The 23978-nt window shown below is 66.3% G+C and carries 20 protein-coding genes and 1 pseudogene; 9 read left to right on the top strand and 12 right to left on the bottom strand.

Annotation, left to right across the window (positions count from 1 at the left end; translation table 11 throughout):
- Positions 1-31: 31 nt before the first annotated feature.
- Positions 32-544, top strand: a complete 513-nt coding sequence (locus ACR65K_RS14445; RefSeq protein ID WP_440153584.1) for a glutathione peroxidase — start codon at positions 32-34, stop codon at positions 542-544.
- A 160-nt stretch (positions 545-704) separates the two neighbouring features.
- Positions 705-1634, top strand: coding sequence for a phosphodiesterase (locus tag ACR65K_RS14440; RefSeq protein ID WP_056337302.1), 930 nt, complete (start codon positions 705-707; stop codon positions 1632-1634).
- Positions 1635-1701: 67 nt separating this feature from the next.
- Here ACR65K_RS14440 and ACR65K_RS14435 read toward each other — a convergent pair whose 3' ends face one another.
- The gene (locus tag ACR65K_RS14435) at positions 1702-3339 is read right to left on the bottom strand and encodes a stealth family protein (RefSeq protein ID WP_056337305.1); all 1638 of its coding nucleotides are present in this window, start codon (positions 3337-3339) and stop codon (positions 1702-1704) included.
- Positions 3340-3421: 82 nt separating this feature from the next.
- A complete protein-coding gene (locus tag ACR65K_RS14430; RefSeq protein WP_440153582.1) occupies positions 3422-4351 on the bottom strand; it encodes a hypothetical protein in 930 nt (309 codons plus the stop codon).
- Between the two features lie 138 nt (positions 4352-4489).
- On the opposite strand from ACR65K_RS14430, the gene ACR65K_RS14425 reads away from it, so the two are divergent.
- Positions 4490-4789 (top strand): type II toxin-antitoxin system VapB family antitoxin, encoded by a 300-nt coding sequence (locus tag ACR65K_RS14425; RefSeq protein WP_026264985.1) that lies wholly within the window; start codon positions 4490-4492, stop codon positions 4787-4789.
- Positions 4782-5444, top strand: coding sequence for a LytR C-terminal domain-containing protein (locus ACR65K_RS14420; protein WP_440153581.1), 663 nt, complete (start codon positions 4782-4784; stop codon positions 5442-5444). Before ACR65K_RS14425 ends, ACR65K_RS14420 begins: the two co-directional genes overlap by 8 nt.
- 7 nt (positions 5445-5451) lie before the next feature.
- Here the strand turns inward: ACR65K_RS14420 and ACR65K_RS14415 are convergent, their stop codons facing one another.
- Together ACR65K_RS14415 and ACR65K_RS14410 are read right to left on the bottom strand one after the other, a co-directional pair.
- Positions 5452-6102: a TetR/AcrR family transcriptional regulator gene (locus ACR65K_RS14415; protein WP_056337314.1), complete on the bottom strand. Its 651-nt coding sequence runs from the start codon at positions 6100-6102 to the stop codon at positions 5452-5454.
- 35 nt (positions 6103-6137) lie between these two features.
- Positions 6138-6836: a DsbA family oxidoreductase gene (locus ACR65K_RS14410; protein WP_440153579.1), complete on the bottom strand. Its 699-nt coding sequence runs from the start codon at positions 6834-6836 to the stop codon at positions 6138-6140.
- A gap of 213 nt (positions 6837-7049) precedes the next feature.
- On the opposite strand from ACR65K_RS14410, the gene ACR65K_RS14405 reads away from it, so the two are divergent.
- Both ACR65K_RS14405 and ACR65K_RS14400 read left to right on the top strand, forming a co-directional pair.
- Positions 7050-8111: a glycosyltransferase family 4 protein gene (locus tag ACR65K_RS14405; protein WP_440153577.1), complete on the top strand. Its 1062-nt coding sequence runs from the start codon at positions 7050-7052 to the stop codon at positions 8109-8111.
- 58 nt (positions 8112-8169) lie between these two features.
- Entirely contained in the window at positions 8170-10338 is a 2169-nt protein-coding gene (locus tag ACR65K_RS14400) for an amylo-alpha-1,6-glucosidase (protein WP_440153575.1), read from the top strand.
- A 31-nt stretch (positions 10339-10369) separates the two neighbouring features.
- Here the strand turns inward: ACR65K_RS14400 and ACR65K_RS14395 are convergent, their stop codons facing one another.
- Complete coding sequence (locus ACR65K_RS14395; protein ID WP_440153574.1) at positions 10370-10903, bottom strand: GNAT family N-acetyltransferase; 534 nt, start codon at positions 10901-10903, stop codon at positions 10370-10372.
- Between the two features lie 13 nt (positions 10904-10916).
- Positions 10917-11876 carry a D-2-hydroxyacid dehydrogenase family protein gene (locus ACR65K_RS14390; protein ID WP_440153573.1) on the bottom strand — a complete coding sequence of 320 codons (960 nt, stop codon included), beginning with the start codon at positions 11874-11876 and terminating at the stop codon, positions 10917-10919.
- 142 nt (positions 11877-12018) lie between these two features.
- On the opposite strand from ACR65K_RS14390, the gene ACR65K_RS14385 reads away from it, so the two are divergent.
- Positions 12019-13215, top strand: a complete 1197-nt coding sequence (locus ACR65K_RS14385) for an MFS transporter (protein WP_440153572.1) — start codon at positions 12019-12021, stop codon at positions 13213-13215.
- A 237-nt stretch (positions 13216-13452) separates the two neighbouring features.
- Here the strand turns inward: ACR65K_RS14385 and aceB are convergent, their stop codons facing one another.
- Positions 13453-15105 (bottom strand): malate synthase A, encoded by a 1653-nt coding sequence (gene aceB, locus ACR65K_RS14380; protein WP_440153571.1) that lies wholly within the window; start codon positions 15103-15105, stop codon positions 13453-13455.
- A 204-nt stretch (positions 15106-15309) separates the two neighbouring features.
- Positions 15310-16626, bottom strand: coding sequence for an isocitrate lyase (gene aceA / locus ACR65K_RS14375; RefSeq protein ID WP_142030126.1), 1317 nt, complete (start codon positions 16624-16626; stop codon positions 15310-15312).
- Positions 16627-16775: 149 nt separating this feature from the next.
- On the opposite strand from aceA, the gene ACR65K_RS14370 reads away from it, so the two are divergent.
- Positions 16776-18287, top strand: a complete 1512-nt coding sequence (locus ACR65K_RS14370) for a helix-turn-helix domain-containing protein (protein ID WP_440153569.1) — start codon at positions 16776-16778, stop codon at positions 18285-18287.
- Position 18288: 1 nt separating this feature from the next.
- Here ACR65K_RS14370 and ACR65K_RS14365 read toward each other — a convergent pair whose 3' ends face one another.
- The 4 genes and pseudogenes from ACR65K_RS14365 to ACR65K_RS14350 all read right to left on the bottom strand — a co-directional run bounded on the left by ACR65K_RS14365 (position 18289) and on the right by ACR65K_RS14350 (position 22187).
- On the bottom strand, positions 18289-18795 hold the full coding sequence (locus tag ACR65K_RS14365) for a hypothetical protein (protein WP_440153567.1): 507 nt from the start codon (positions 18793-18795) through the stop codon (positions 18289-18291).
- 249 nt (positions 18796-19044) lie between these two features.
- On the bottom strand, positions 19045-20085 hold the full coding sequence (locus ACR65K_RS14360; RefSeq protein WP_440153565.1) for a TAXI family TRAP transporter solute-binding subunit: 1041 nt from the start codon (positions 20083-20085) through the stop codon (positions 19045-19047).
- Positions 20069-21519, bottom strand: a pseudogene (locus tag ACR65K_RS14355) (sensor histidine kinase). Before ACR65K_RS14355 ends, ACR65K_RS14360 begins: the two are co-directional and overlap by 17 nt.
- The gene (locus tag ACR65K_RS14350) at positions 21516-22187 is read right to left on the bottom strand and encodes a response regulator transcription factor (protein ID WP_440153563.1); all 672 of its coding nucleotides are present in this window, start codon (positions 22185-22187) and stop codon (positions 21516-21518) included. The pseudogene ACR65K_RS14355 and the gene ACR65K_RS14350 overlap by 4 nt, the downstream one beginning before the upstream one ends.
- Before the next feature lie 245 nt (positions 22188-22432).
- On the opposite strand from ACR65K_RS14350, the gene ACR65K_RS14345 reads away from it, so the two are divergent.
- Positions 22433-23827 carry an MFS transporter gene (locus ACR65K_RS14345; RefSeq protein WP_440153562.1) on the top strand — a complete coding sequence of 465 codons (1395 nt, stop codon included), beginning with the start codon at positions 22433-22435 and terminating at the stop codon, positions 23825-23827.
- Positions 23828-23978: the final 151 nt, after the last annotated feature.

The following is a 23978-nucleotide window of genomic DNA, read 5'->3' as shown; positions in this document are numbered from 1 at the left end:
TCCCTGGGCGGATCGGCGACGAACCGTCCACATGAACAACCTTCCGCAGACCCGCGGGCCGGGGCCACTGTATCCAGTCCCCCTGGTCCTTAACGACGGCACCATGACCGACTTCGGCCGGTTCAGGGGAAAGGTGGTGTTGGTGGTCAACGTTGCCTCCAACTGCGGCTTCACTCCCCAGTACGCCGGGTTGGAGGCCCTTTACGGAAAGTTCCAGGACCGCGGCTTCGAGGTCCTGGGCGTTCCCTGCAACCAGTTCGCGGGGCAGGAGCCGGGAAGTGACAGTGACATCGTGGAGTTCTGCGAGCGGAACTTCGGCGTGACGTTTCCGCTCACCGTCAAGTCCGACGTCCGTGGCAGGAACCAGCACCCGCTGTACACGGAGCTCACCAAGTTCAAGACGGGGCTGCTGCCGGGGCTGGTGAAGTGGAATTTCGAGAAGTTCCTGGTCAACCGAGAAGGCGAGGTGGTGGCCCGGTTCGCCCCCACGGTTGAACCGGATTCCGCTGAGGTGATCGACGCGGTGGAGCGGGCGCTCGGCTAAACAGGGGTCTCGCCGAATCCGGCCTGCAAAAGCGCAGTTCTTCCAACTTTTTCCACATCAGCTACGGCGATTCACCCCAAGTTTGCCAAATGTCTGATTGGATAAATATTACTGAAGGGTACAAGGGAAGAACGGCTTCCCACCGACCATAGAGGTAGCAATGGAGCACATCGAGGCCGAACATCCCCGGCCACGCCACTTCCTACTCCACCTGAGCGATCCCCACCTGTTGGGAGGTCCGGACCCCCTCTACGGAACCGTTGACAGCGAAGCCAGGCTTATTCAGCTCTTCGACGAAGTCAAAGCGTCCGGGGCCCGGCCGGAGGCAGTCATCTTCACCGGCGACCTCGCCGACAAGGGTGATCCCCGGGCCTATGTGAAACTGCGGGCCATTGTGGAGCCTGCCTGCAAGGAGCTCGGAGCCCAGGTCATTTGGGCCATGGGAAACCACGACAACCGGGCCAACTTCCGGAAAGGCCTGCTGGACCAGCCCGGCAGTGACGAACCGGTGGACCACAGCTATTTCATCAACGGGCTGCGTGTCATCACCCTGGACACCACCGTCCCTGGTTTCCATCACGGCGAACTCAGTGCCGCCCAGCTGGACTGGCTGGCCCGGCAGCTGGAAACCCCTGCCCCGGACGGCACCATCCTGGCCCTCCACCATCCTCCGGTCCCGTCAGTGCTGGACCTTTCCGTGCTGGTGGAGCTGCGCGACCAGGCATCGCTGGAAGCAGTGGTCCGCAACTCGGACGTCCGCACCATCCTGGCCGGCCACCTGCACTACTCCACCACCGCCAGCTTCGCCGGCGTTCCCGTCTCGGTCGCTTCCGCCACCTGCTACACGCAGGACCTGAACGTCCCCGCGGGAGGCACCCGCGGACAGGACGCCGGCCAATCCTTCAACCTGGTGCACGTCTACGAGCACACCATCGTGCACTCCGTGGTCCCCCTGGGCAGTTCACCAACGGTGGGGGAGTATGTGTCACCCGAGGAGACAGCGCGGCGCCTGGAGGCTGCGGGAGTCCGGATCCCGGAGACCACCAAGAAGCGCGCCAACGCCAAGTTCGGAGTGTCCCCCGGACGGTGAGCACCTACATCCGGTGAGTACAGGCTGTACGTGCGTCCGCCGGTCGTCCTGTGCAGCCTGTACCTGGCTACTTCTCCCAGGGTGCCTTGATGGGGAAATACCTCTCCAGGAAGTCCGTCACTACTTCGGCGCGCTCGTCGGCACTGACCTCAGGGAAACTGCCGTCGTTCAGGCAGAAGAAGTCCATGTTCCGCTTGGCCAGCAGCTTGGGCAGGTACTTGAGCCCTGACCGCATGGTGGTGTCCACATAGCGCACCTTGGCGGCGGTCTGCGTGACGGCCCGGCCGGTGAGCAGCGCATAGTAGTGGTAGAACGAGTTGGTCACGGAGATGTTGTCCGCCGCACGGAACCTGCTGGCCGCCGTCTTGCTGAACTCTGCCGGGAACTCCTCCTCCATCTGGCCCACCACGCTGCGCCGCAGGGGTGCCGCGCTGTGCTCCAGGTGGCGCGTGGTGATCCGGCCGAAGCGGTTCCACAGGAGCTTCCGGTTCACGCGGGCGGCGTTTTCGAACCCGCTGCGCTCCGCGGCATTCTCCCCCAGGCCGATCCTGGTTTCCGCCTCGATGAACTTGGTGATGCCGCCGGGGGTAAAGAACATGTCGGGCCCCACGGCGCGGCCAAAGAACATGTCGTCGTTGGAGTAGAGGAAGTGTTCGGACAGGCCCTCAATGTGGTGGAGCTGGCATTCCACGGCCTGTGAGTTGTGGGTGGGCAGCACGGAGGGGTCGGCGAAGAATTCCTCGCTGCGGACGATCGTGACGGCGGGGTGCTCAGCCAGCCATGCAGGGGCGGGGGAGTCCGTGGCAATGAAGATGCGGCGGATCCAGGGCGCAAACATGTACACGGACCGCAGCGCATACTTGAGTTCGTTGATCTGCCGGAACCGGGCCTCGTGGTCGTCGCCTTCGCCCAGGACAACCCCCTGCTGCTGGGCGCGGCGGGCCGCAATGTATTCCGGGGAGCTTCCGTCGACCCAGGAGAAAACGATGTCGATGTCGAAGCTGATGTCGCTTGCATGGTCGGCGAACATGTTCTCGATGGTGGGCCAGGTGTGGCCGTAGCGTTCCACGGTGCCGCGGACGGCGTCCTGGCGCAGCAGGGTCCTGCGGGTCAGGGAGTTTTCGATGGGGAGGGTGAGTTCCTCGCCCTCGAAGGACCACAGTTCGATCTGCACGCCGGCAGAGGCGCCGAATTCGAAGCCGCCCACCGGCTCCACACGTGGCCGGTACAGGCGGAAGATGCGTCCCTGCCGGTTGGGCGAGAGCTCGCCGTCGGCCACCAGGACGGACGTCTTCTTCTTGGCGTCCACGGTCATGGAATAGAAGGGTTCGTCGCGGCACGCCTCCACCAGGGCGGCGCGGAGCTTCTTCCGGTCCTGCCAGTCGAGGGCCAGGACGGGCCGGTCGTTGTTGCCGCGGACCAGGAGATAGGCCAGGCCGGCGCCGGCCAGGACATTGCGCAGGAACAGCAGGTCTTCCACCATGGCCTGGTACGGGGTCCTGGTGTCGTTGATCAGGGCGTAGCGGCCCTTGTGCCGGATGACGTCAGGGCGGTGCCTGAGCCGCTGTTCAGCCGCCGCCGACGTGATCTCGGCGTGAAATTGTTCCTCCACGGACGCCTGGCCGCCGTAGTAGACCTCGTCCTGGACCGGTGCTTCTGTAATGGTTGTCTCCGAGCTGGTGAAAGTGGGCATTCTTACCTGCATGATAGTCCTGCCGGAGTAACGGAAGGTTTCCGGGGCGCTGTTGGGCGCCCTGGTGAACGGTCGACGGCGGCCCGGCAGGGGCTCAGGCGCCCAGCGCCTCACGCCAGCTGCGCAGGAAGGCGCCGCCGGCGTCGTCGTGGATGACTGTTGCCTCCAGCCCCAGGTCCGCTGCGGTCAGCACCGGGTAGGGCTTGGTCGGCACGCCGTCCGCCGGCCGCACGTCCACATGCTTCACCGGGTGGTCATTGTGGTGCAGCCAGTCCGCCATGGCGTAGTCCGTGCGGGAGTCGCCCACGGTCCGCCACGCCTGCGGCGTGATGCCCTGGGCTGCCAGCAGCTCCACCGCGCGGCTGGCGCCAAGGTCCTTCCCCAACCGCACCGATTCGATGTCAGTGGAAATGATGGTGGGGTCCACGCGGTAGTCCACCTCGTCGTCGGAATTCGGGGCGTGGTGGTCCAGCCGGACCACACCCAGCCCGTGACGGCCCATGATTTCCATGGCCTCGGCGTCGAACAGCTTCTGCTCTGCCAGGTAGTCGTCGCTGGGGACATCGATGTGCTGCTCCACGGACACCATGGCCCGCTTGGTTTCATCGAAGAACATGTGGGCCGCATAGTCTTCTGCCACCAGCCGGCGGATGTCGTCGCCGTAGGCCGCCGGAACGGCAAGCTCCCGGTCCACGTGGATGGGCCCGGGGCCGGCAGAGGTGTAGCTGAACCAGACCGCACCCTTTTCGCAAACGGCGTGAATGACGGTTCCCGCTGGGATGCCGGCGGCGATCATCGGCTCCATGACCTGCTCGCGGATGAAGGCGTCGGAGCGGCCGGTGTTGAAGATGACGGGGATTCCCGCCGCTGCCAGGGCCACCAGGTCAAGGATGATGTCCGGCTTGACATCCCGCGTCACGGGGCTGGCCACCGGCCCGTCCACGTCAAGCAGGAGCGCCAGCGGGGGTGCGGACGGCAGGCGGATTCCGGGCACGGCCACGGCAGGGGACTCGGATGCTGTCATGGCTCCATTCTGTCAGCAGGAGGGGCCCTGTCCTGCCTGCCCACCGGGCGAGTGACGTATGGTCACTGTTTGGCTACAACCTGGCGCCGGTCCGCCCTGCCACTTTCGCTGGCGCAGCGCGGTGCCTACTGTGGCATGGTGATATTCAAAGCTGTGGGCGAGGGCCGCCCTTACCCCGACCATGGTTACAGCACCCCCAAACAGTGGGCGTCGCTGCCGCCGCGACCGGTCCGGCTGGACGAACTGGTGACCACCAAGCGCACCCTTGACCTGGAAGCGCTGCTGGCGGAGGATTCGACATTTTTCGGGGACCTGTTCCCGCACGTGGTGCAGTACCAGGGGACGCTCTACCTGGAGGACGGCCTGCACAGGGCAGTCCGGACCGCCCTGCACCAGCGCACCGCGATCCACGCCCGGGTCCTGGTGCTCGATGGCTAGGAAGCGGCCGGTGGACCCCAGTGTCCTTCACGGCCACCATGTAGTTTCCGGCCCCGAGCTGCGGGCCGCCATGGAAGCGGCAGCGAATGCCGATGAGACTGCCCGGGTCCGGCGCCGCGTGCTGCACGGGGTGGTGCTGGTCCTCCTGGCGGGACTGATCGCCGCAGGCATCATCGTTGCACTGGCCATCATCAACGGCCGGCTGCGGATACCCGCCGCCGAGCCCGCCCCAACGCCGGTGTCATCCTGCCCTGCCTCGATGTTCGACTACACGCCCAACGAGAAGATCAACCTCAACGTCTACAACTCCACCAGCAGGCCCGGGCTGGCCCGGACCGTCGCGGACGAGCTGCTGGCACGGAAGTTCGTGGTGGGGAATGTCTCCAACATCAACGCCGGCTACCGGGGTGTGGCCGCCGTAGTGTCAGGGGCGGCCGGACAATCGGCGGCGTTCACCGTGCAGCGCAATGCGCCGGGGTCCGACTACTTCCAGGACGGCAGGACCGATGCCAGCGTGGACCTGATCCTGGCGCAGGACTACAAGGCGCTCGTCCCGCCGGACCTGGTGGACCAGACGCCCGGCAAGCTCAGCTGCCCGCGGGAAAGCCGGCGCGCAGCGGACACGGACAAACTGCCCGTCACCCCTGCTGCCTGACCCTTGCTCAGCCGGCCACTGCGGGAAGCTGTGCCAGGCGGATGGGCCGCCCGTCGTCGTCGAACCTTGCACCCGCGCCCAACTGGATGAAGCGCACCGTCCTGGCCACCCGGGCCTCCAGCTCGGCGGGCTCATCGCTGCCCCTCGCCGCACTGGAGGACAGGGTGCCCAGGATCAACTGGGACTGCTGGCCCACATCCGCCACCGGCAGGTAGCCCTGCTCCATGCCGTCACGCAGGATGCCCTGCAGCAGGACGCTGAGCTCACCGACGTGGTCGGAGAGCTTGGCAAAGGACGACGGCGACAGCACCGCCCCCATGGCAGGTCCGGGCGGGAGATGGCGCCGGCTGAGGTCAACCACCTGGGCGCGGACGTACAGGGCCAGCCGCTCCACCGGGTTCTCCAGGCGCGCCAGCGACTCGCGCAGGTCGGACAGGAACTTTTCGGTCTCATCCAGGGCGTAGGAGATGAGGAGTTCCTCGATGTCCGCATAGTAGTTGTAGACGGCGGTGCGGCCCACACCCGCGTGCCGGGCCACGTCGGTCATGGTCAGCCCTGGAAGGCCATGGGTGAAGAGAAGTTCGCCGAAAGCGGTGAGGATGCGGCGCTGGGTGTCCGCTCGTTGTTCCGCGTTGCTGGCCGCTGAAATCCTGGGCATACAGACACTTTACCGCGATGTGTCAGTAAAAGATGTTATACCGCGCAGCCGTCAGGGCCGCAGGCCTCCCCGTCACCGGAATTGACCAGGACCAGCGGGTTGGCATCCTGCCAGGCCTGGTTCAGGGCGGCCGTGAACGTCTCCGTGGGCTGGGCGCCGGAGAGTCCGAACTTGCGGTCGATCACGAAGAACGGCACGCCGCTGACTCCCAGTCCCCGGGCCTCCTGGATGTCGAACCGGACCTCGTCCGTGTACTTGTCGGAAGTGAAGAGTTCATCCACCTCGTTGGCAGGCAGCCCAAGGTCCTTGCCGAGGGAGGACAGGTAGTTCCGGCTGCCGATGTCCCTGCCATGCTCAAAGTGGTCGCTGAGCAGGCGCTCCTTGGCCGCGTCCTGCCTGCCATGCGCCGCGGCAAGGTGGATCAGGCGGTGGGCGGTGAAACTGTTGGCCACCACCACCTTGTCGAAGTGGTAGTCCAGGCCCTCGCCCTTGGCCTGCTGCGCCACGTGCTCGAACATCTGCGAAATCTGCCCCGCCGGCATGCCCTTGCGGCTGCTCAGGTACTCCAGTTCGGTCCCGTCATAGTGCTCCGGAAGTGTGGGGTCCAGCTGGTAGCTCCGCCACACCACCTCAACGGCATCACGGTGCGGGAAGGCTGCAAGGGCAGCTTCGAACCGGCGCTTGCCAATGAAACACCATGGGCAGGCGACGTCTGACCAGATCTCAATCTTCATGCCTTGCACAACCTGCCTGGCCGGGTCCGGATTCCTTTGGTACGGCATGACATCCATCACATGGGGGTCTTGTCGCGGGGGCCAATCGCGGGTAATAGTCGGAGTTAGGTGATGCAGACGCCCACGAATTAGAACACCACGGGACAACGATGCCCTGCGGTGGTATGTGCCTGGCGGCTGGGGAGCTCAGGCCCCGTTCCCTGGAGGCCAGATATGCGAATTGGACTTATTGCCGGACCTTGGATTCCCATTCCGCCGTTGACCTACGGCGGCATCGAAAGGGTGGTGGACACCCTGGCGCGGGGTTTCGCGGCCGCCGGACACGAGGTGCTGCTCGCGGCCCCTTCGGACAGCGCCTGCCCCGTGCCGTTGGTGCCGGGCATGCGGCCCGCGTCGCGGGATGAGCTTGGCTTGACCATGTCCGAACTCAGCCACGTCATCCGGGCCTACGACGGGCTGCGGGATGTGGATATCATCCACGACCATACGCTGGCCGGTCCGCTCTATGCCCGCCGTCCGGCTAAGATCCCGGTGGTCACCACCATCCACGGGCCGCTCCACAAGGATGCAGAGGACCTGTACCGGGCCATGGCCCAGGACGTGGCGATCGTGGCGATCTCCCGGGACCAGGCGTCGCACGCTCCGGAGGTTCCCGTGACCCAGGTGATCCACCACGGCATGGACGTTTCCGCCGTCCCGGTGGGGAGCGGCCACGGCGGGTATCTGTGCTTCGTCGGGCGCGCATGCCACGACAAGGGCCTGCTCGAGGCAATAAACCTCGCACGGGAAGTGGGCATGCACCTCAAGATTGCCGTCAAGATGCGGGAACCCGACGAGATCCGCTACTTCCGCGACGTCATCGAACCGATGCTCGGCCCCAATGAGGACTTTGTGGGGGAAGTGGATGACGCCACCAAGTACCGGCTGATGGGCGAGGCGATGGCCTTCCTGAACCCTATCCAGTGGTCCGAGCCGTTCGGCCTGGTGATGATCGAGGCGCTGGCCACAGGGACCCCCGTCATTGGCACTCGGATCGGCTCCGCGCCCGAGATTGTGGAGCACGGCCGGACAGGTTTCCTGGGGCAGACGCAAGATCTGCCCGGCTTCGTCGAGGCAGCCGCCGGCCTGAGCAGGGAACGGTGCCGGGCATCGGTGGAGGAAAGATTCAGTGCGGAACGGATGGTGGCCCAGCACCTGAGGCTCTTTGACGATCTGTTGGCAGGCAGATTGCCGGGAGGGGTTCCGGATGCCGCGCCCGTGCACCAAAATCGTTAAGGGGGCGGGCGGGCTTTCGGCTCCCCGGCAGCATTCCGCCTGAGAAGGGAGTCCTTCCATGACCGCCTGGAACGAAGACAACGAAGCCTCCGGCTCCGACGTGGGCGCCGTCACCGTCCTGGAGGGGTCTTCGTTTTGCATCTCCGCCGGAACCGGTGACATCAGTCCCGACGCCGGGACGAACGGCGCGTTCTACCAGGACACCCGGATCATCTCCCGCTGGGTGCTGCGCATCAACGGGTCTTTGCGGGAGCCGTTGTCAGCCCAGCGGCCCCATCCGTTCGAGGCAACTTTCGTGGGCCGTGCCACCTGGCCGGGTGGCCGGTTCGACAGTCCCCTGGTGGTCCGTCAGGTCCGCCACATTGGACCCGGCCTGCAGGACGACATCACACTGCAGAACTATGCGGCTGAGGCCGTCGAGTGCGACATTGAACTCCTGGTCGATGCGGACCAGGCTGACCTGTTCGAGGTGAAGGGCGGGCGCACCACGGGCCCGGACGACACCACCCGCACCGTGGTGGACGGAAAGCTCATTATCGAAGCATCCCGTCATGGCCAGCAGCGGGGTTCCGCCATCGGGGCACGGGGTGCCGAGGTGGGCACGGATGGCCTCCGTTTCCGGATCACCGTCCCGGCCAGGGGCAAATGGGCCACCAGCGTGATCGTGGTGCCGCTGGTGAACGGGGAAGCACCGGAGAAGCCCTTCACGGAAGGCCAACTGCCGCACCACCGCGAGGGCGTGCGGCGGCACCTGGCCTGGGAGGAGAACCTTCCCCGGATCAGCATCGAGGACTCCAGCTTCCAGAACGTGCTCAACCGGAGCCAGAGCGATCTTGGCGCCCTGCGGATCTTCGATGCGCATCATCCCGACCGCGCCGCGGTTGCCGCCGGTGCCCCCTGGTTCATGGCGTTGTTCGGGCGGGATTCGCTGCTGACGTCCTATATGAGCCTGATGGTCAACCCCAACCTGGCCCTGGGCACCCTGCAGACCCTGGCCGGAATCCAGGGAAAGAAAGTGGACCCCGATTCCGAGGAGGAACCCGGCCGTATTCCGCACGAGGTCAGGCTGGGTGTCACCGCCGGGCTGTCGCTGGGCGGCACGGCGTATTACGGGACAGCGGACGCCACGCCTCTTTTCGTGTCCACCCTGGGCGAGTTGAGCCGGTGGGGGTTGTCCCGGGATGCGATCCAGCCGCTGCTGGCGCACGCGGACCGGGCGCTTGAATGGATCGAGAAGTACGGCGACCGCGACGGCGACGGCTTTGTGGAATACCAGCGGCCCAACGACCATGGCCTGGTGAACCAGGGCTGGAAGGACTCCTGGGACGGGATCAACTTCGCTGACGGCACCATTGCGGAAGCACCGATCGCCCTCTGCGAGGTCCAGGCCTATGTCTACTCCGCCTACCTGGGCAGGTCATTACTGGCCCACTGGAGCGGGGATTCGGGCCTGGAACAGCATTGGGCCGGGAAGGCAGCGGCCTTCAAAGAGGAGTTCAACAAGAGGTTCTGGCTGCCGGACAAGGGCTATTTCGCAGTGGCGCTGGACAAGGACAAGCGGCACGTTGATGCGCTGACTTCCAACATTGGGCATTGCCTGTGGACCGGCATCGTGGACGAAGACAAAGCGGAATCCGTCATGGAGAACCTGATGTCCCCGACGATGTTCACGGGCTGGGGCATCCGGACCCTGGCGTCCGACATGGGCGCCTACAACCCGGTCAGCTACCACAATGGCTCGGTGTGGCCGCACGATACGGCATTGGTGGCCACCGGCCTGATGCGGTACGGGTTCGTGGACGAGGCCAAACGGGTGGCGTTGGGCGTCCTCGATGCTGCCGAACATTTCGACGGCCGGTTGCCGGAGCTGTTCTGCGGGTTTGACCGCGGCGAGTTCCCCGGGCCTGTTCCCTATCCCACCGCGTGCTCACCACAGGCCTGGGCAGCGGCGGCGCCGGTGCAGCTGGCGCGGATCCTGCTGCGTTTCGACCCCGTCTTTACCCGCGGGGTAGTGCACCTGGCACCGATCCTGCCGGAGACCGTGGGAAGTTTCCGGGCGGAGAACGTGCTGCTGGATACCAGCCGCGTGACCATTAGCGCCGCCGGATCCACCGGCACCATTGACGGCCTTCCCCCGGGACTGAAGCTCCTCGCCGAACCGCGGCCGCCGCTGGCCTACCCGGTGGAAGGAGTGGCGGCCGGGATGGACGCCCGCCGGTTGCACTGACGGGCCCGGCGGCACCGAGGGGCTGTACCGCTTACGGCAGGGGACGCTCCAGCACGTAGTCGTGCTCCACCGTGCTGCCCAGCCGGAAGGATTTGGTGCCCACCTTGCGGAAGCCAGACTTTTCGTAGAAGCGGATGGCGCGGGCATTCTGGCTGTTGACCCCCAGCCAGGCACCGGCACAGCCGGAGTCTGCAGCCGCCGCCAGGCTGGCGTGCATGAGTTCGGCGGCGGCCCCCAGTCCGTGGTAGTCGGGGTGGACATAGCATTTGCTGATCTCCACGGACGGCAGCAGGGTCAGGACGGAAGACACGTCCGGATCCGCCGCAGGCCGGTCCACCAGCAGGCTGTAGCCGTTGAGCTGCCCGTCCGCGTCAATGACCACGATGGTGGTGTCCGGGTCCGCGAGGTACTCCTCGAAGTGTTCCTCGCTGAGGGTGTTGGCCAGGTGGGCGGCAATGTCGGCAGGCGACGACGACGGCGGGCAGGCCAGCGGAAAGGTGACGGCCGCCAGCGCGGCGAGCGGGCCGGCGTCGTCCGTTGTTGCTTTACGGATGGTGTGGGTCATGCGCACTTCCAGGTCAGGCGGTGATGGTCCGGATGGGGGAGCCGGCGAGCCACGCGGTGATGTCCTCAAGGGCCCCGCCGTAGAACTGGCGGTAGCTTTCCTGGGTGACGTAGCCCAGGTGGGGGGACAGGACGGTGTTCGGTGCGGCCAGAAGAGGATGCCCGGCCTGCAGCGGCTCCTGGTCGAAGACGTCCAGGGCTGCTCCGCGGATCCAGCCCTGGTTGAGCGCCTTGATCAATGCATCCTGGTCCACCAGCGGCCCGCGGGCTGTGTTCACCAGGATGCCCTCCGGGCCCAGCAGCCGCAGCTCGGCCTCTCCCACGGTGTTCTCCGACCGCGGGGAGAGCCGCAGGTGGAGGGTGGCGACGTCCGCGACGGTGAAGAGCTCCTCCTTGGACACCAGCCGGGCGCCGGCTTCCGCGGCAGCGCCGGCTGTGAGGTTCTGGCTCCACGCCACGACGTCCATGCCGAACGCCTGCCCGTATGCGGCCACCCGCCGGCCGATCTTGCCAAGCCCCACGATGCCCAGAGTTTTCCCGGCCAGCTCCACGCCCACCGTTGACTGCCAGGTACCGCCCCGGAGCGAGTTTTCCTCCGCCGGCAGGTGCCGGGCGATGGCAAGGAGCAGGGCCCAGGTCAATTCCGGCGCGGCCGTGGGTGAGCCCGGGGTGCCGCACACCGTCACCCCGTGCTCGGCTGCTGCGGCTACGTCGATCGAGGCGTTGGCCATTCCGGTGGTGACCAGCAGCTCAAGCGCCGGCAGCTTCTCGAAGACCTCCCGCGGGAACGCCGTCCGCTCGCGCATCGCGATGACCATGGTGGTGTCCGCCAGTGCCGCCACCAGGGCGTCCGGGGACGCAAAGGGCTCGCGGTAGGACGTCACCGTGACCCCTTCCGCCTCCAGGGCCGCGAAGTCGGCGAAGCCGTGGGACACGTCCTGGTAGTCGTCGAGGATGGCAAGGCGGTGCGTCATGGCTGTCCTTCGCGGTGTCCTGAGTCCTTGGTCACGTTCATCGTATGGCAGGGGCAGCGGGCAGGGCGCCTGAAACTCCCGTCACGCCGGGCATGATAGCAATGGGAGTGATGAACTCTCCTCACTTTCCCGGCCGGTCTTCGTGAGCGGCCGTCAACTGGCCCGCCTTCCCAGCAGTTGGATCCTGCTCGCCTGCATCGGACTGTTGGCATTGAACCTGCGGGGGCCGTTCGTGGCGGTGGCCCCCGTGGTTGGGCTGATGCAGGCGGACCTGGGGTTTTCGCCCGTGGTCCTGGGGCTGCTCACCAGCATTCCCGTGCTCTGCTTCTCGCTCGCGGCTCCGCTGGCGTCCCTGGCGGCCAGGAAGTTCGGGGCAGAGTTCGCGGTGACCCTCACCATCCTGGGTGTGCTGGCAGGGGTGCTGGTCCGGTCCGCGGGCGGTCCCGGGCTGGTGGTGCTGGGCACGGTGGTGATTGGCCTGGCCATCACCGTGGGGAACATCGCCGTTCCCCTCATCATCCGGCGCGACTTCTCACCCCGCCGGCACGGTGCGGCCATGGGGATTTACACAGCCGCCCTGAACATCGGCTCGTTCGTGACCTCCGTGGTCACCGCACCGCTGGCCGAAGCCGTTGGCTGGCGGACCGCGTTGGCGTCGGTGGGAGTGCTCGCGGGGGCTGCGATTGTCTTCTGGATCCTGGCGGTGGGGCCGCGGACTGCGTTCCTGCCGGAACCTGACGGAGGCGGCGATGAAATCCGGCAGGCCCCCGTCAACGGTTCGGCGGGGATCACTGCGGGGCTTACCGCCGGATTCGCCGGGCAGGCATTTTCCTATTACGCGGTGACGGCCTGGCTGCCGAGCTATCTCAACGATGAGCTGGGCATGTCAGCCTCTGCGGCAGGCGCGGGTTCCTCGCTCTTCCAGATCCTCGCCATCGTGGGCGGACTGGGCGTGCCGTTGGTGGCCCGCTCCATGAGTACGACGGCGGTGGCGGTCACCTTGGGCGTGCTGTGGACAACTGTTCCGGCAGGCCTTCTCCTGGCGCCTGGGTGGTGGTGGCTGTGGTCGGCCTTTGGCGGTGTCGCCCAAGGGGGCGGGATCACCCTGATCTTCATCGCGATCATCAAGCTTGCCCGCGACCAGGCGTCGGCAGGGCGCATGTCCGCCACCGTTCAAGGGGTGGGCTACTGCTTCGCTGCCGTGGCCCCTCCGCTGGTGGGCTTTGTCCATGACGCTTCAGGGTCCTGGACCGCGCCCCTGCTGTTGGTCCTGGGTTCGGTGCTCACCTTCTTCGCCGCCACCACCCTGTCCGTGCGGAAGGTGCCGAAAGGGCGCTAAGGCCCCTCCCGCCGTCGAACCTTACCCGCCGGCGTTTCCTAAACGTCCGCTCACTTATCGCAACAATTACGACGACGCCCGCTCACTTTCCTGAGGATAGTGAGCGGGCGTCCCGTGTCTTCCCGCATCAACTGAGCGGGCGTGTGGTGCGTGCTCCGTCGCCGGACCGGCGCCCCGGATTTCGGGGGGCCTGTTGCGGAGGGCGTGCCGGCCCGGCGGACGGAAATCTACTGCGTGTCAGGCCGCAGCCAGTTCCTCCACGGTGGCCTTCTCGCGGGCCTCGGTCAGGTAGCGGGCGTAGGCGGGGAGGGTGAGGAAGGACGGGAACTCGCGGCTGAGCGTGACCTCTTCGAAGATGTCCCGGGCGTCCTCGAACCGGTCGCCGTCGAAGCGCTCCAGCCGGGCGAATTCCTCATCCAGCAGTTCTTCGACCCACTCGTGGCTGATGATCTCGCCGTGGTCCGTGATGGCCCGGGCGTAGATCCACTGCCAGAGCTGGGACCGGGAGATCTCGGCGGTGGCGGCGTCCTCCATCAGGTTGTGGATGGCCACCGCGCCGTTGCCGCGCAGCCAGGACTCGATGTAGCGGATGCCCACCTCGATGTTGTTCCGGATGCCCTGTTCGGTAATGGTGCCGGTGGTGGCGGCCACGTCGATCAGGGCGCGGTCATCGGGAGTGACGTCCTCGCGGAGCCGGTCCAGCTGGTTGGGCCTGGCGCCCAGGACGCCGTCGAACACCTCGCGGCAAACGGGCACGAGGTCGGGGTGGGCCACCCAGGAACCGTCGAAGCCGTCGTTGGCCTCGCGGGTCTTGTCCGCACGCACCTTCTCCAGGGCGTTGGCGTTTGCCTCCGGATCCTTGCGGTTAGGGACGGCTGCGGCCATGCCGCCGATGGCCATGGCCCCGCGCTTGTGGCAGGCCCGGACCAGCTGTTCGGTGTAGGCGCGCATGAACGGCTGGGTCATGGTCACCTGTCCGCGGTCCGGCAGGACGAAGCGGGGCCCGCGGGTGCGGAAGTTCTTGATCAGGGAGAAGATGTAGTCCCAGCGGCCGGCGTTCAGGCCTGAAGCGTGGTCGCGCAGTTCGTAGAGGATTTCCTCCATTTCGAAGGCTGCGGTGATGGTTTCGATGAGCACGGTGGCGCGGATGGTGCCCTGCGGGATGCCGAGCAGGTCCTGGGCCAGGATGAAGATGTCGTTCCAGAGCCTGGCTTCGAGGTGGTTCTCGATCTTGGGCAGGTAGAAGTACGGACCCTTGCCCTGGGCCAGCAGGCGGCGGGCGTTGTGGAAGAAGAACAGGCCGAAGTCCACGATGCCACCGGCGATTGGCTGGCCGTCGATGAGCATGTGCTTCTCCGGCAGGTGCCAGCCGCGGGGACGCACCACGATGGTGGGCAGTTCCCCGGCAGGGCGCAGCTTGTATTCCTTGCCCTCCTCGGAAGTGAAGTCGATCCGGCGTTCCAGGGCGTCGGCGAGGTTCAGCTGGCCCTTGATGACGTTGCGCCATGTGGGGGTGGAGGAGTCCTCCATGTCCGCGAGCCACACCTTGGCACCGGAGTTCAGGGCGTTGATGGTCATCTTCTTGTCCACCGGGCCGGTGATCTCAACGCGCCGGTCCTCCAGGCCGGGGGCCGGGGGAGCCACGCGCCAGGAAGGATCGTTGCGGATCTCCTCGGTCTCCCGCAGGAACCGGGGATCCGCGCCGGCGGCGATGTCAGCCCGCCTGGTCCGCCGTGCCTGCAGCAGTTCCTGCCGGCGCTCAGCGGTGGCCCGGTGCAGCTTTGCAATGAAGGCCAGTGCATCCGGCGTGAGCACCTCGTCCTGCCGGCAAATGGGCTGGGCGGTCAGGGTAATTCCATTGATCGTGAAGCTGTCAGTAAAGCTGTTCATCTCAGTCTCCTTAAAGACAAAAGGGAAGTTCGACGGCGGGTGGTGACGTACCTGAATAGGCGGTGAACTGGACATCCGGCAGCGTGCGTAAAAGGGGCCCCAAAGCCGCCTCGCCGAGCTCCAGCGAGGCAAAGGCGGCTTTGGGGAATAGCACGCAGAGGATCGTCCGGTTTGCCGACGGACGCAAGCGCCGCCGTCGGGAAGTTAGTGGAACTGGCCCTCTTCGGTCGATCCGACCAGTGCGAGGGTGGAGGCGTTGGGGTTGAGCGCCGTGGAGATGGTGTCGAAGTAGCCGGTGCCGACTTCGCGCTGGTGCTTGGTGGCGGTGTAGCCGCGGGATTCGGAGGCGAATTCCTTTTCCTGGAGCTCGACGTAGGCGCTCATGCCTTCACGGGCGTAGCCGTGGGCGAGGTCGAACATCGAGTAGTTCAGGGCGTGGAAGCCGGCCAGGGTGATGAACTGGAAGGTGAAGCCCATGGCGCCGAGCTCGCGCTGGAACTTTGCGATCGTGGCGTCGTCCAGGTGCTTGCGCCAGTTGAACGACGGCGAGCAGTTGTAGGAGAGCATCTGGTCCGGGAACTCGGCCTTGACGGATTCTGCGAACTTGCGGGCCAGCTCCAGGTCCGGGGTGCCGGTCTCCATCCAGATGAGGTCGGAGTACGGGGCGTAGGCCTTGGCGCGGGCGATGCAGGGTTCGATGCCGTTGCGGACCTTGTAGAAGCCCTCGGCGGTGCGCTCGCCGGTGATGAATTCCTGGTCGCGTTCGTCGACGTCCGAGGTGATCAGGGTGGCGGCCTCGGCGTCCGTGCGGGCAATGACGACCGTGGGGGTGCCGGCGACGTCGGCTGCCAGGCGGGCGGCGTTCAGGGTGCGGACGTGCTGCTGGGTGGGGATGAGGACCTTGCCGCCGAGGTGGCCGCACTTCTTTTCCGAGGCGAGCTGGTCTTCCCAGTGAACACCGGAGGCGCCGGCCTGGATCATGGATTTCATGAGTTCGTAGGCGTTCAGCGGGCCGCCGAAGCCGGCCTCTGCGTCGGCAACGATCGGGACCAGCCAGTCTTCGACCGTCTGCACGCCCTCGGAGAATTCGATCTGGTCGGCGCGGAGCAGCGCGTTGTTGATGCGGCGGACCACGGTGGGAACCGAGTTGGCCGGGTAGAGCGACTGGTCCGGGTAGGTGTGGCCGGAGTTGTTGGCGTCCGCGGCGACCTGCCAGCCGGAGAGGTAGATGGCGCGCAGGCCGGCCTTGACCTGCTGGACGGCCTGGTTGCCGGTGAGGGCGCCCAGGGCGTTGGTGTACTTGCCTTCCTTGTGCTCTTCGGTGAGCTGCTTCCACAGCTTCTCCGAACCGCGGCGGGCCAGGGTGTGTTCTTCGGAGACGCGGCCGCGGAGGCGGACGACGTCGGAGGCTGAGTAGTCCCGGGTCACACCTTCCCAGCGGGGGTTGGCGGCCCACTCGAGCTCCAGGGCGGCAGCCTGCTGTTCGGGCGTCTGCTGGGTGGGCTCAAATGCTGCAGTCATCGTTGATCTCCTTGATTGAGCTCCGGAGGGAGTAGGTGGGAACCGCGTCGTTGAGGTTCCCACCGGCTTTACCGGGGCGGTGTTTCTTTCCGTAGCCACTACTTTTCAGCACTTTCAACCCCCTTTCTAGATAAAACCTCTGGAAAGAAATGCACTTCTTCACGTATTCTTCAGAAATGTCACCTTCAAGCTGGAGCAGGGACGTTTCCCAGCCGCCGTCCCCCGCCGCGGCGGAACTCGACGTCATCGCCTTGGGCCGCCGCGTCCGCCATCTGCGCAAACAAGCCGGGCTGACGCTCGATGACCTGAGCGCCGCCGTCGGGACCGCTCCAAGCCAGCTCAGCCTGATCGAGAACGGCAAGCGTGAGCCCAAGCTGACCCTGCTCCAGCACCTCGCCGGGGCGCTCAACGTCAGCATTGACCAGTTGCTTGGGGCCGAGCCGCCAAGCCGGCGCGCTGCACTGGAAATCGAGCTGGAGCGTTACCAGCGCGGCCCACTGTACGAATCCCTGGACCTGCCCAAAATCCGCATCAGTTCGCGGCTTCCGCTGGATGTCCTGGAGGCCCAGGTGGGGCTGCTGCATGAGCTCGAACGGAAGATGAACGAGCAGGTGGCCACCCCTGAGGAAGCCCGCCGCGCCAATGGTGAACTGCGGGCCATGATGCGGGAGCGGGGGAACTACTTTCCGGAGTACGAGGCCGAGGCCCAGAAGGTCCTCAAGGAGGTGGGGTACACCACCGGTCCACTGAGCCAGCACGTCATCGCGGACATCGCCGCGCACCTTGGGTTCACCCTTCACCATGTGGGTGATTTGCCGCATTCCACCCGCTCCGTGACCGATTTGAAGAACCGCAGAATTTACCTGACGCAGAGCCAGCGGCAGGACCACGACCCCCGCTCGGTGCTGCTGCAGGCCCTGGGCCACTACGTCCTGGGCCACGAGACGCCCAAGAACTACGGGGACTTCCTGGCACAACGCGTGGCCACCAACTATTTCGCCGCCGCCCTGCTTCTTCCGGAGCAGGCCACCGTGGAATTTCTGCAAAAAGCCAAAGCTGCCAAGGAAATCGCGGTGGAGGATATCCGGGACGCCTTCGCCGTTTCCTACGAGACCGCGGCGCACCGCTTCACCAATCTGGCCACCAAACACCTGGGCATCACCACGCATTTCCAGAAGACACACCAGAGCGGCATCATCTACAAGGCCTATGAGAACGACGGCGTGAACTTTCCGCAGGATCACACCGGCGCCATTGAAGGGCAGCCGTCGTGCAAGGCCTGGACTTCGCGGGCCGTGTTCGATGTTCCGGACAAGTTCAGCGCGTACAGCCAGTACACGGATACCCCGTCTGGCACCTACTGGTGCACGGCCCGCACAGAACGGTCCCCGAGTGGGGAGTTCTCCCTGAGCATCGGGGTGCCGTACCAGCACGTGAAGTGGTTCCGTGGGCGGGAGACCACCGCCCGGGCCACGTCCAACTGTCCGGATCCCACGTGCTGCAAGCGGCCGCCGGCCACCCTCGCCAGCGAGTGGGCCGGCAACGCCTGGCCCTCGGCCCGTGCGCACTCGCACTTGCTGGCGGCCATGCCCCCCGGCGCTTTCCCGGGCGTGGACGAAACCGAGGTGTACAGCTTCCTGCAGGCGCACTCGGGGAACTGACCTACTCAGCGGTTCCGGTGGTGGCATGGTCTGTAATTGGCCGATGGCGAATTACCACCTGCACCTCGGAGTGCAAAATGTCCTCCAAGATGCCGTGCACGGTCTGGAAGGATTCCTGGCTGCCGCACCATCGGCCGGAATCCCGGAGGAAGCCCAGAAGCCGCATGAGGGAGTAGGTGGCCATGACGCCTTCGAGGAGGGCATGCGTCATGAGCGTCGTCAGCTTTGCAATCACCTCCGCTGGTTCAAGGGCAGTGATGGTTCGACTTCCATCGAACTCGGGGTAATAGCGGAAAAAGTGTGTCAGGCTCTCCAGCACCTCCTCGATGTCTGCACTGAATTGGTGCCGGACGTACCATTCGATAAAGGCCGGTGCCAGGGCTTCCAACTCCCGCACGTTGCCGGATGAAGGAAATGTCACTCTTCCGGTGGCGGCTTTGAACGGGTCTCCTGGTTGGTTCCGCACATGGTTCGCTCGTGCCGCCTGCTGGCCCTGCTTCCGTGCCACTTTGTTCCTCGTTTGCTTGGGGTTTCGGTCGGATCAAACGCTAAGGAGGAAGCGACCGGATAGCTACGCCCCGAGAACCGTATGTGGAAAGACCGCGTGCAGGCTGACTCAACGCCCGCTCACTTTCCTGAAGAAAGTGAGCGGGCGTTTGGGGAATGGCCGTCAAACGTGAGCGGGCGTTTGGGGAATGTCCGTCAAACGTGAGCGGGCGTTAAGGGGTGACCCGTCAAATGTGAGCGGGCGTTGGGGTCAGCCGTGGAGCGCCCGGTACGCGTCCGCAGCGGCGGGATGCAGGGGGACGCCGGCGGTATTGATGAGGCTTTCGGCGCTGAGGAACTGCACGCCCAGGCTCGACTGGGGGATCAGCTCGGCGGCGGAGTGCACCAGCAGCTGCACCGTCCGCTCCACCGTGGCGTTGTCCAGGTCCCTGCGGCACAGGAGCAGGTTGGGCGCACCCACAGTCCACACCGCGGGCACGCCTGGATAGCTTCCCTCCGGGATGAGTACGCGGTCGTAGATGCCGCCGTACCGCCGGCGCAGTTCCGGCAGCAGGCCCGACAGGTCCAGGAGGGCCAGTGCAACGTCCTGTTGGGCTGCGGCGATGGCAGCAGTGGGAACTCCGCCTGACCAGAACAGGGCGTCCACCCTCCCCGCTTTGAGCGCGGCGATGCCATCGTTCAGGCCAAGGTTTTCGACGGCGGCGGTTCCGGACGGAGGCGCAGCGGCACCTTCGGAGGTGGCGATTCCCGCCGCTTCGAACAGCCGGGGCGTGGTCAGCGATGTGCCGGAACCGGGCTGGCCCACGGCGACCCGGCGTCCGGCCAGCCCGGAGATGTCCCGGATTCCACTGTCCTTCCGGACCACGCAGTGGACGTAGTTTTCGTACACCTTGCCGACCGCGGAGATCTCCGCTGTGTCCCCGCCCGGCTGGTCGGTGGCAGCATCTGCCAGTGCCACGGCAAAGGCAGCCCGCCCGGCCCGCAGCTCCGCGATATTGTCCAGGCTGCCACCGGTGGCCAGGGGCCTGGCATGGTTCGCCAGTCCGTGGCGTTCCAGCGCCGCGGCCAGGAGCGTTGAGAACTCGAGGTAGAAGCCGCCCGGTTCGCCGCCGGCAACGATCAGGGTCTCCGGCCGGTCCCCGCCGGTACAGGCAGCGAGGGCAGATGGCAGGCATGCGGCGAGTCCGACGGCGAAGGCCGACTTGAGCACGGACCGCCGCGGCGGGAGGGCGGCCGGACCGCCCGGGGCACCAGGGCTGTTTGGGGCGCCGGGCTCACTCACGGGCACCATCCCTGCCGGACCCTGCTGCCAGCTGGTCCGCTGGGGGCACCGGAAACTCGGTCCGGGCCGCCAGTCCATGGGGGGCCGCTTCGGCCAGGACCAGGCGCCCCCCGTTCGCGGCGGCAAGCTCACCCACGATGGTCATGCCCAGTCCGGTCCCCGGAACAGCGGAGTGCTGGGGGGACCGCCAAAACCTGGTGGCAGCCAAGGCGCGTTCTGAAGCGGAAAGCCCGGGACCGTCGTCGGAAATTTCCACCACCACCTTGTCCGGTTCCGTCCGCACGGCAGCGGCAATGGTGGCACCGTGGGCGTACTTGATGGCGTTGTTCAGGAGTTCGCCCGCCATCTGGCCAGCTCTGCAGGGTGGCAGGCCACCAGTGCCGGCGGCTGCGGCGGCGGGGCAAGGGCCAGCCGGCAGCCGGCCTGTTCCGCCAGCGGCGCTGCCCGCTCCAGCTCCCCCTGGAGGATGGGGAAGGGATCCACCGGTGGGGCAGGCGCACGGCCTGCAGGACTGCCGGAAGCCCGCAGGTATCCCTCGGACGCCCGGTGTTCCGCGGCCGCGAGCTTCAGTACTCCGTCCAGGATCTCCTCCACCCTTTCGAGCTCTGCGAGGGCCTTCTCGGCGGCATCGTGTTCCCGGGCGGACTTCAGCTCAAGCTGGAGCAGGTCCAGCCGCAGCCGGAGCGCCGCCACCGGGTTCCGCAGCTGGTGGGACGCATCAGCGATCAGCTGCCGCTGCGCCGCCATGCTGGCGCTGACGGTCCGTGCCATGGCCGTAAAGGACCGGCTCAGTTCCCGCAGCTCCGGCGGGCCATCCTCGGGGAGGCGCCCTGCCTGTCCGGTCCGCTCCAGCTGGTGCACGGCCGAATCCAGCCGCAGGACGGGCCGCAGAACCCATCCGGTGACCCGGGCGGCCCCCACCAAAAGGACGGCGGCCAGTGCAAGGGCAGCGATTCCCACCGCAAGCCACCGCTCCCGGAGTTTCTGCTGCGCCGTTGCGGCATCGACGTCCAGGACCACGGCGCCCAGGACCTGGCTGGCGCTGCCGAAGGGCCGGAAGATGACGCGGGAAGCGGAGCCAAAGGGCTCGAGGGGTTCCAGGGCTGTGTTGCTCACGTTCAGCCGGGCCAGGGACAAGGCATCCTGCACGTCGGGCTGCCCCGCATCAAGGCCGCCGGAAGCGAGGGTCCGCTGCTGCACCCGCACTACGATGCCTTCCCCGTAGAGCCCCGAGTACGTGTCCATCTCCCGCTGAAGGCGGGCCGTATCGCCGTCGCCTGCCGCGTCAAAGGCGACCTGTGCCAGCCGGTTCAGGGACGCCGCCCGGTTGATCTGCAGTTCCTGGGTCAGCTCACGGGACGCGGAACCCAGGATGGTCCCCGAAATCAGGAACACCACCACCAGGCAGAGCACGCTGAGGACGCCCAGCACCCGCAGCCTCATCCGGAAGCCGCCTCCACCCGGTACCCGACCCCTCGCACATTGATGATGAACCCGGGCTTCTGCAGTTTCGCCCGGAGCCCGGTGAGGTGCACGTCCAGGGACCGGGAGGACGCCAGGAACGCGTCGCCCCACAGGGCGTCCAGGATCTGCTCGCGCGTCACCACGGAGCCGGCATGCCGTGCCAGCAGTGCGAGGAGTTCGAATTCCGTGGCGGTCAGGGGGAGGGGCGTGCCTGCCCTGGAAGCGCTGCGCCGGTTGAGGTCTATCGCCAGGTCGTCCAGGACAATAACGTCCTCCTGCGGCGTGCCGCGGCCCCGTCCCGCCCGCCGCGTCACCGCTTCAATCCGGGCCAGCAGTTCCACCAGCTTTACGGGTTTGACCAGGTAGTCGTCGGCGCCGGAGCGGAGCCCGAGCACCACGCTGCGTTCGTCGTCGCGGGCGGTCAGGATCAGGATGGGGACATCGGTCACCTGGCGCAGCTTGCGCAGCACTTCCAGCCCATCCATGTCGGGCAGCCCCAGGTCCAGCAGGATCACCTGGAAGTTCCGGTGCGAGAGCAGGGCGTCGGCGCCCCGGGACAGCCGCTGCGGGTGGTGCCCGGCGCTTTCGACGGCGGCGGCCAGGGCGCCGGCCATGGCGTCGTCGTCTTCGACGATCAGCACGTCCATGGCCATCTTCCTTGCTGCGTTATCCGCGGTTGCCGGTTCATCCCCGCTCCGTGAGATTACCGCGCGGCGGCAGAATTTGCCCGACGGCGGGGGCTTGCCAGGCCGGCGCGCACGCCGTCCCGCGCCGAATCCTAAGGAAGTGTTAGGAAATGCCCCGCCACGTAGGTTGTGCGGTGGATCACCCATACCTTGGATAAGGCCCTCCGCTGTCGGAGGCCGCCGTCACTACAAGGAGGAACTCGCCGATGAGCACCCAACAAGCCGCGCCCCCATCGGAGGCAGCCCAGACCCGACGGGCCGTGGGCAATATCCTGAAGGGCTCCGCCGGCAACCTTGTGGAATGGTACGACCTCTACGTCTACACCGTTTTCGCCGCCTATTTCCAAGCCCACTTCTTCAACTCCAAGGACGAACTGCAGGCCGGCCTCGAAGCAATGGCCGTCTTCTCGACGTCGTTCCTCATGCGTCCCATCGGCGCCTGGTTCTTCGGCCGCTACGCGGACCGCAAGGGCCGCAAAGCCGCGTTGACGCTCAGCGTCACCCTGATGTCCGCAGGCTCCTTCGCCATCGCGGTGCTGCCGACCCAGGACGTGATCGGCCTGTGGGCCATGATCCTGCTGGTGCTGGTCCGCGTGATCCAGGGCTTCTCGGTTGGCGGCGAATACGGCACCAGCGCCACCTACATGTCCGAGGCCGCCACCTCCAAGCGCCGCGGCTTCTTCTCCAGCTTCCAGTACGTCACCCTGATTGGCGGCCAGATGATGGCCTTGCTGGTGCTGGTGATCCTGCAGAACGCCCTGCCCAAGGGCGACCTGAACGAGTGGGGCTGGCGGATCCCGTTCGCGATCGGCGGCGTCGCTGCCCTGGTGGTGCTGTGGCTGCGCCGCTCCATGGAGGAGACCGTCTCCGCCGAACAGATCGAGGCGGCCAAGACCCCCGCAGTGGCCGGCCAGGCCCAGCCCGGCACCATGAAGCTGCTGTTCACCAGCTACTGGAAGCCGCTGCTGGTCTGCATCGGCATCACCCTGGGCGGCACCGTGGCGTTCTACACCTACACCAACTTCATCCTGAAGTTCATGAACGATACCTCCGGCATCGCCAAGACCGACACTTCCGTGATCAACTTCTGGGCCCTGTTCATCTTCATGCTGCTGCAGCCGGTCTACGGCATCATCTCGGACAAGGTGGGCCGCAAGCCCCTGCTGCTCTGGTTCGGCATCACGGGCGTCCTGTTCACCTGGCCGCTGCTGTCCACGCTGGCCGGCACCAAGGATCCGTTCACCGCGTTCCTGCTCATGATGGGCGGCCTGCTGATCGTGGGTGGCTACACCTCCATCAACGCCCTGGTGAAGGCCGAGCTCTTCCCGGCCTCCATCCGCGCCCTGGGCGTGGGCCTGGGCTACGCGATCGCCAACTCGCTCTTCGGCGGCACAGTCCCGCTGATCGGCGCCGCTTTCCAGAAGGCGGAACGCGAGGACCTGTTCTTCACCTACGTCACCGTGGCCATCGCCATCTCCCTGCTGGTCTACATCTTCGCCCTGAAGAACAAGAAGGCCACGCACCTGGACACCGAACAGGGCCACGCCTGGGACCAGGCTCCCACGGGCGGCGGCAAGGACAAGGACGCCCTCGGCGTGTAGTGCCCGGCCTGAACCAAGGCGATTGTTCCCAAAGGAGGCGTACGACGGCGGCTGCCCGGCCGCCGTCGTACGCCTCCTTTGTTTGCCGGTCCACATGGCCGCATCAGCCGGGCGGACTATATTGGGCCATGTCGGCACACCACCACAATCG

Source organism: Arthrobacter sp. SAFR-179, assembly GCF_059414945.1.
The sequence above is the reverse complement of the archived record's forward strand: the minus strand, read 5'-3'. Positions and strand labels throughout refer to the sequence as shown.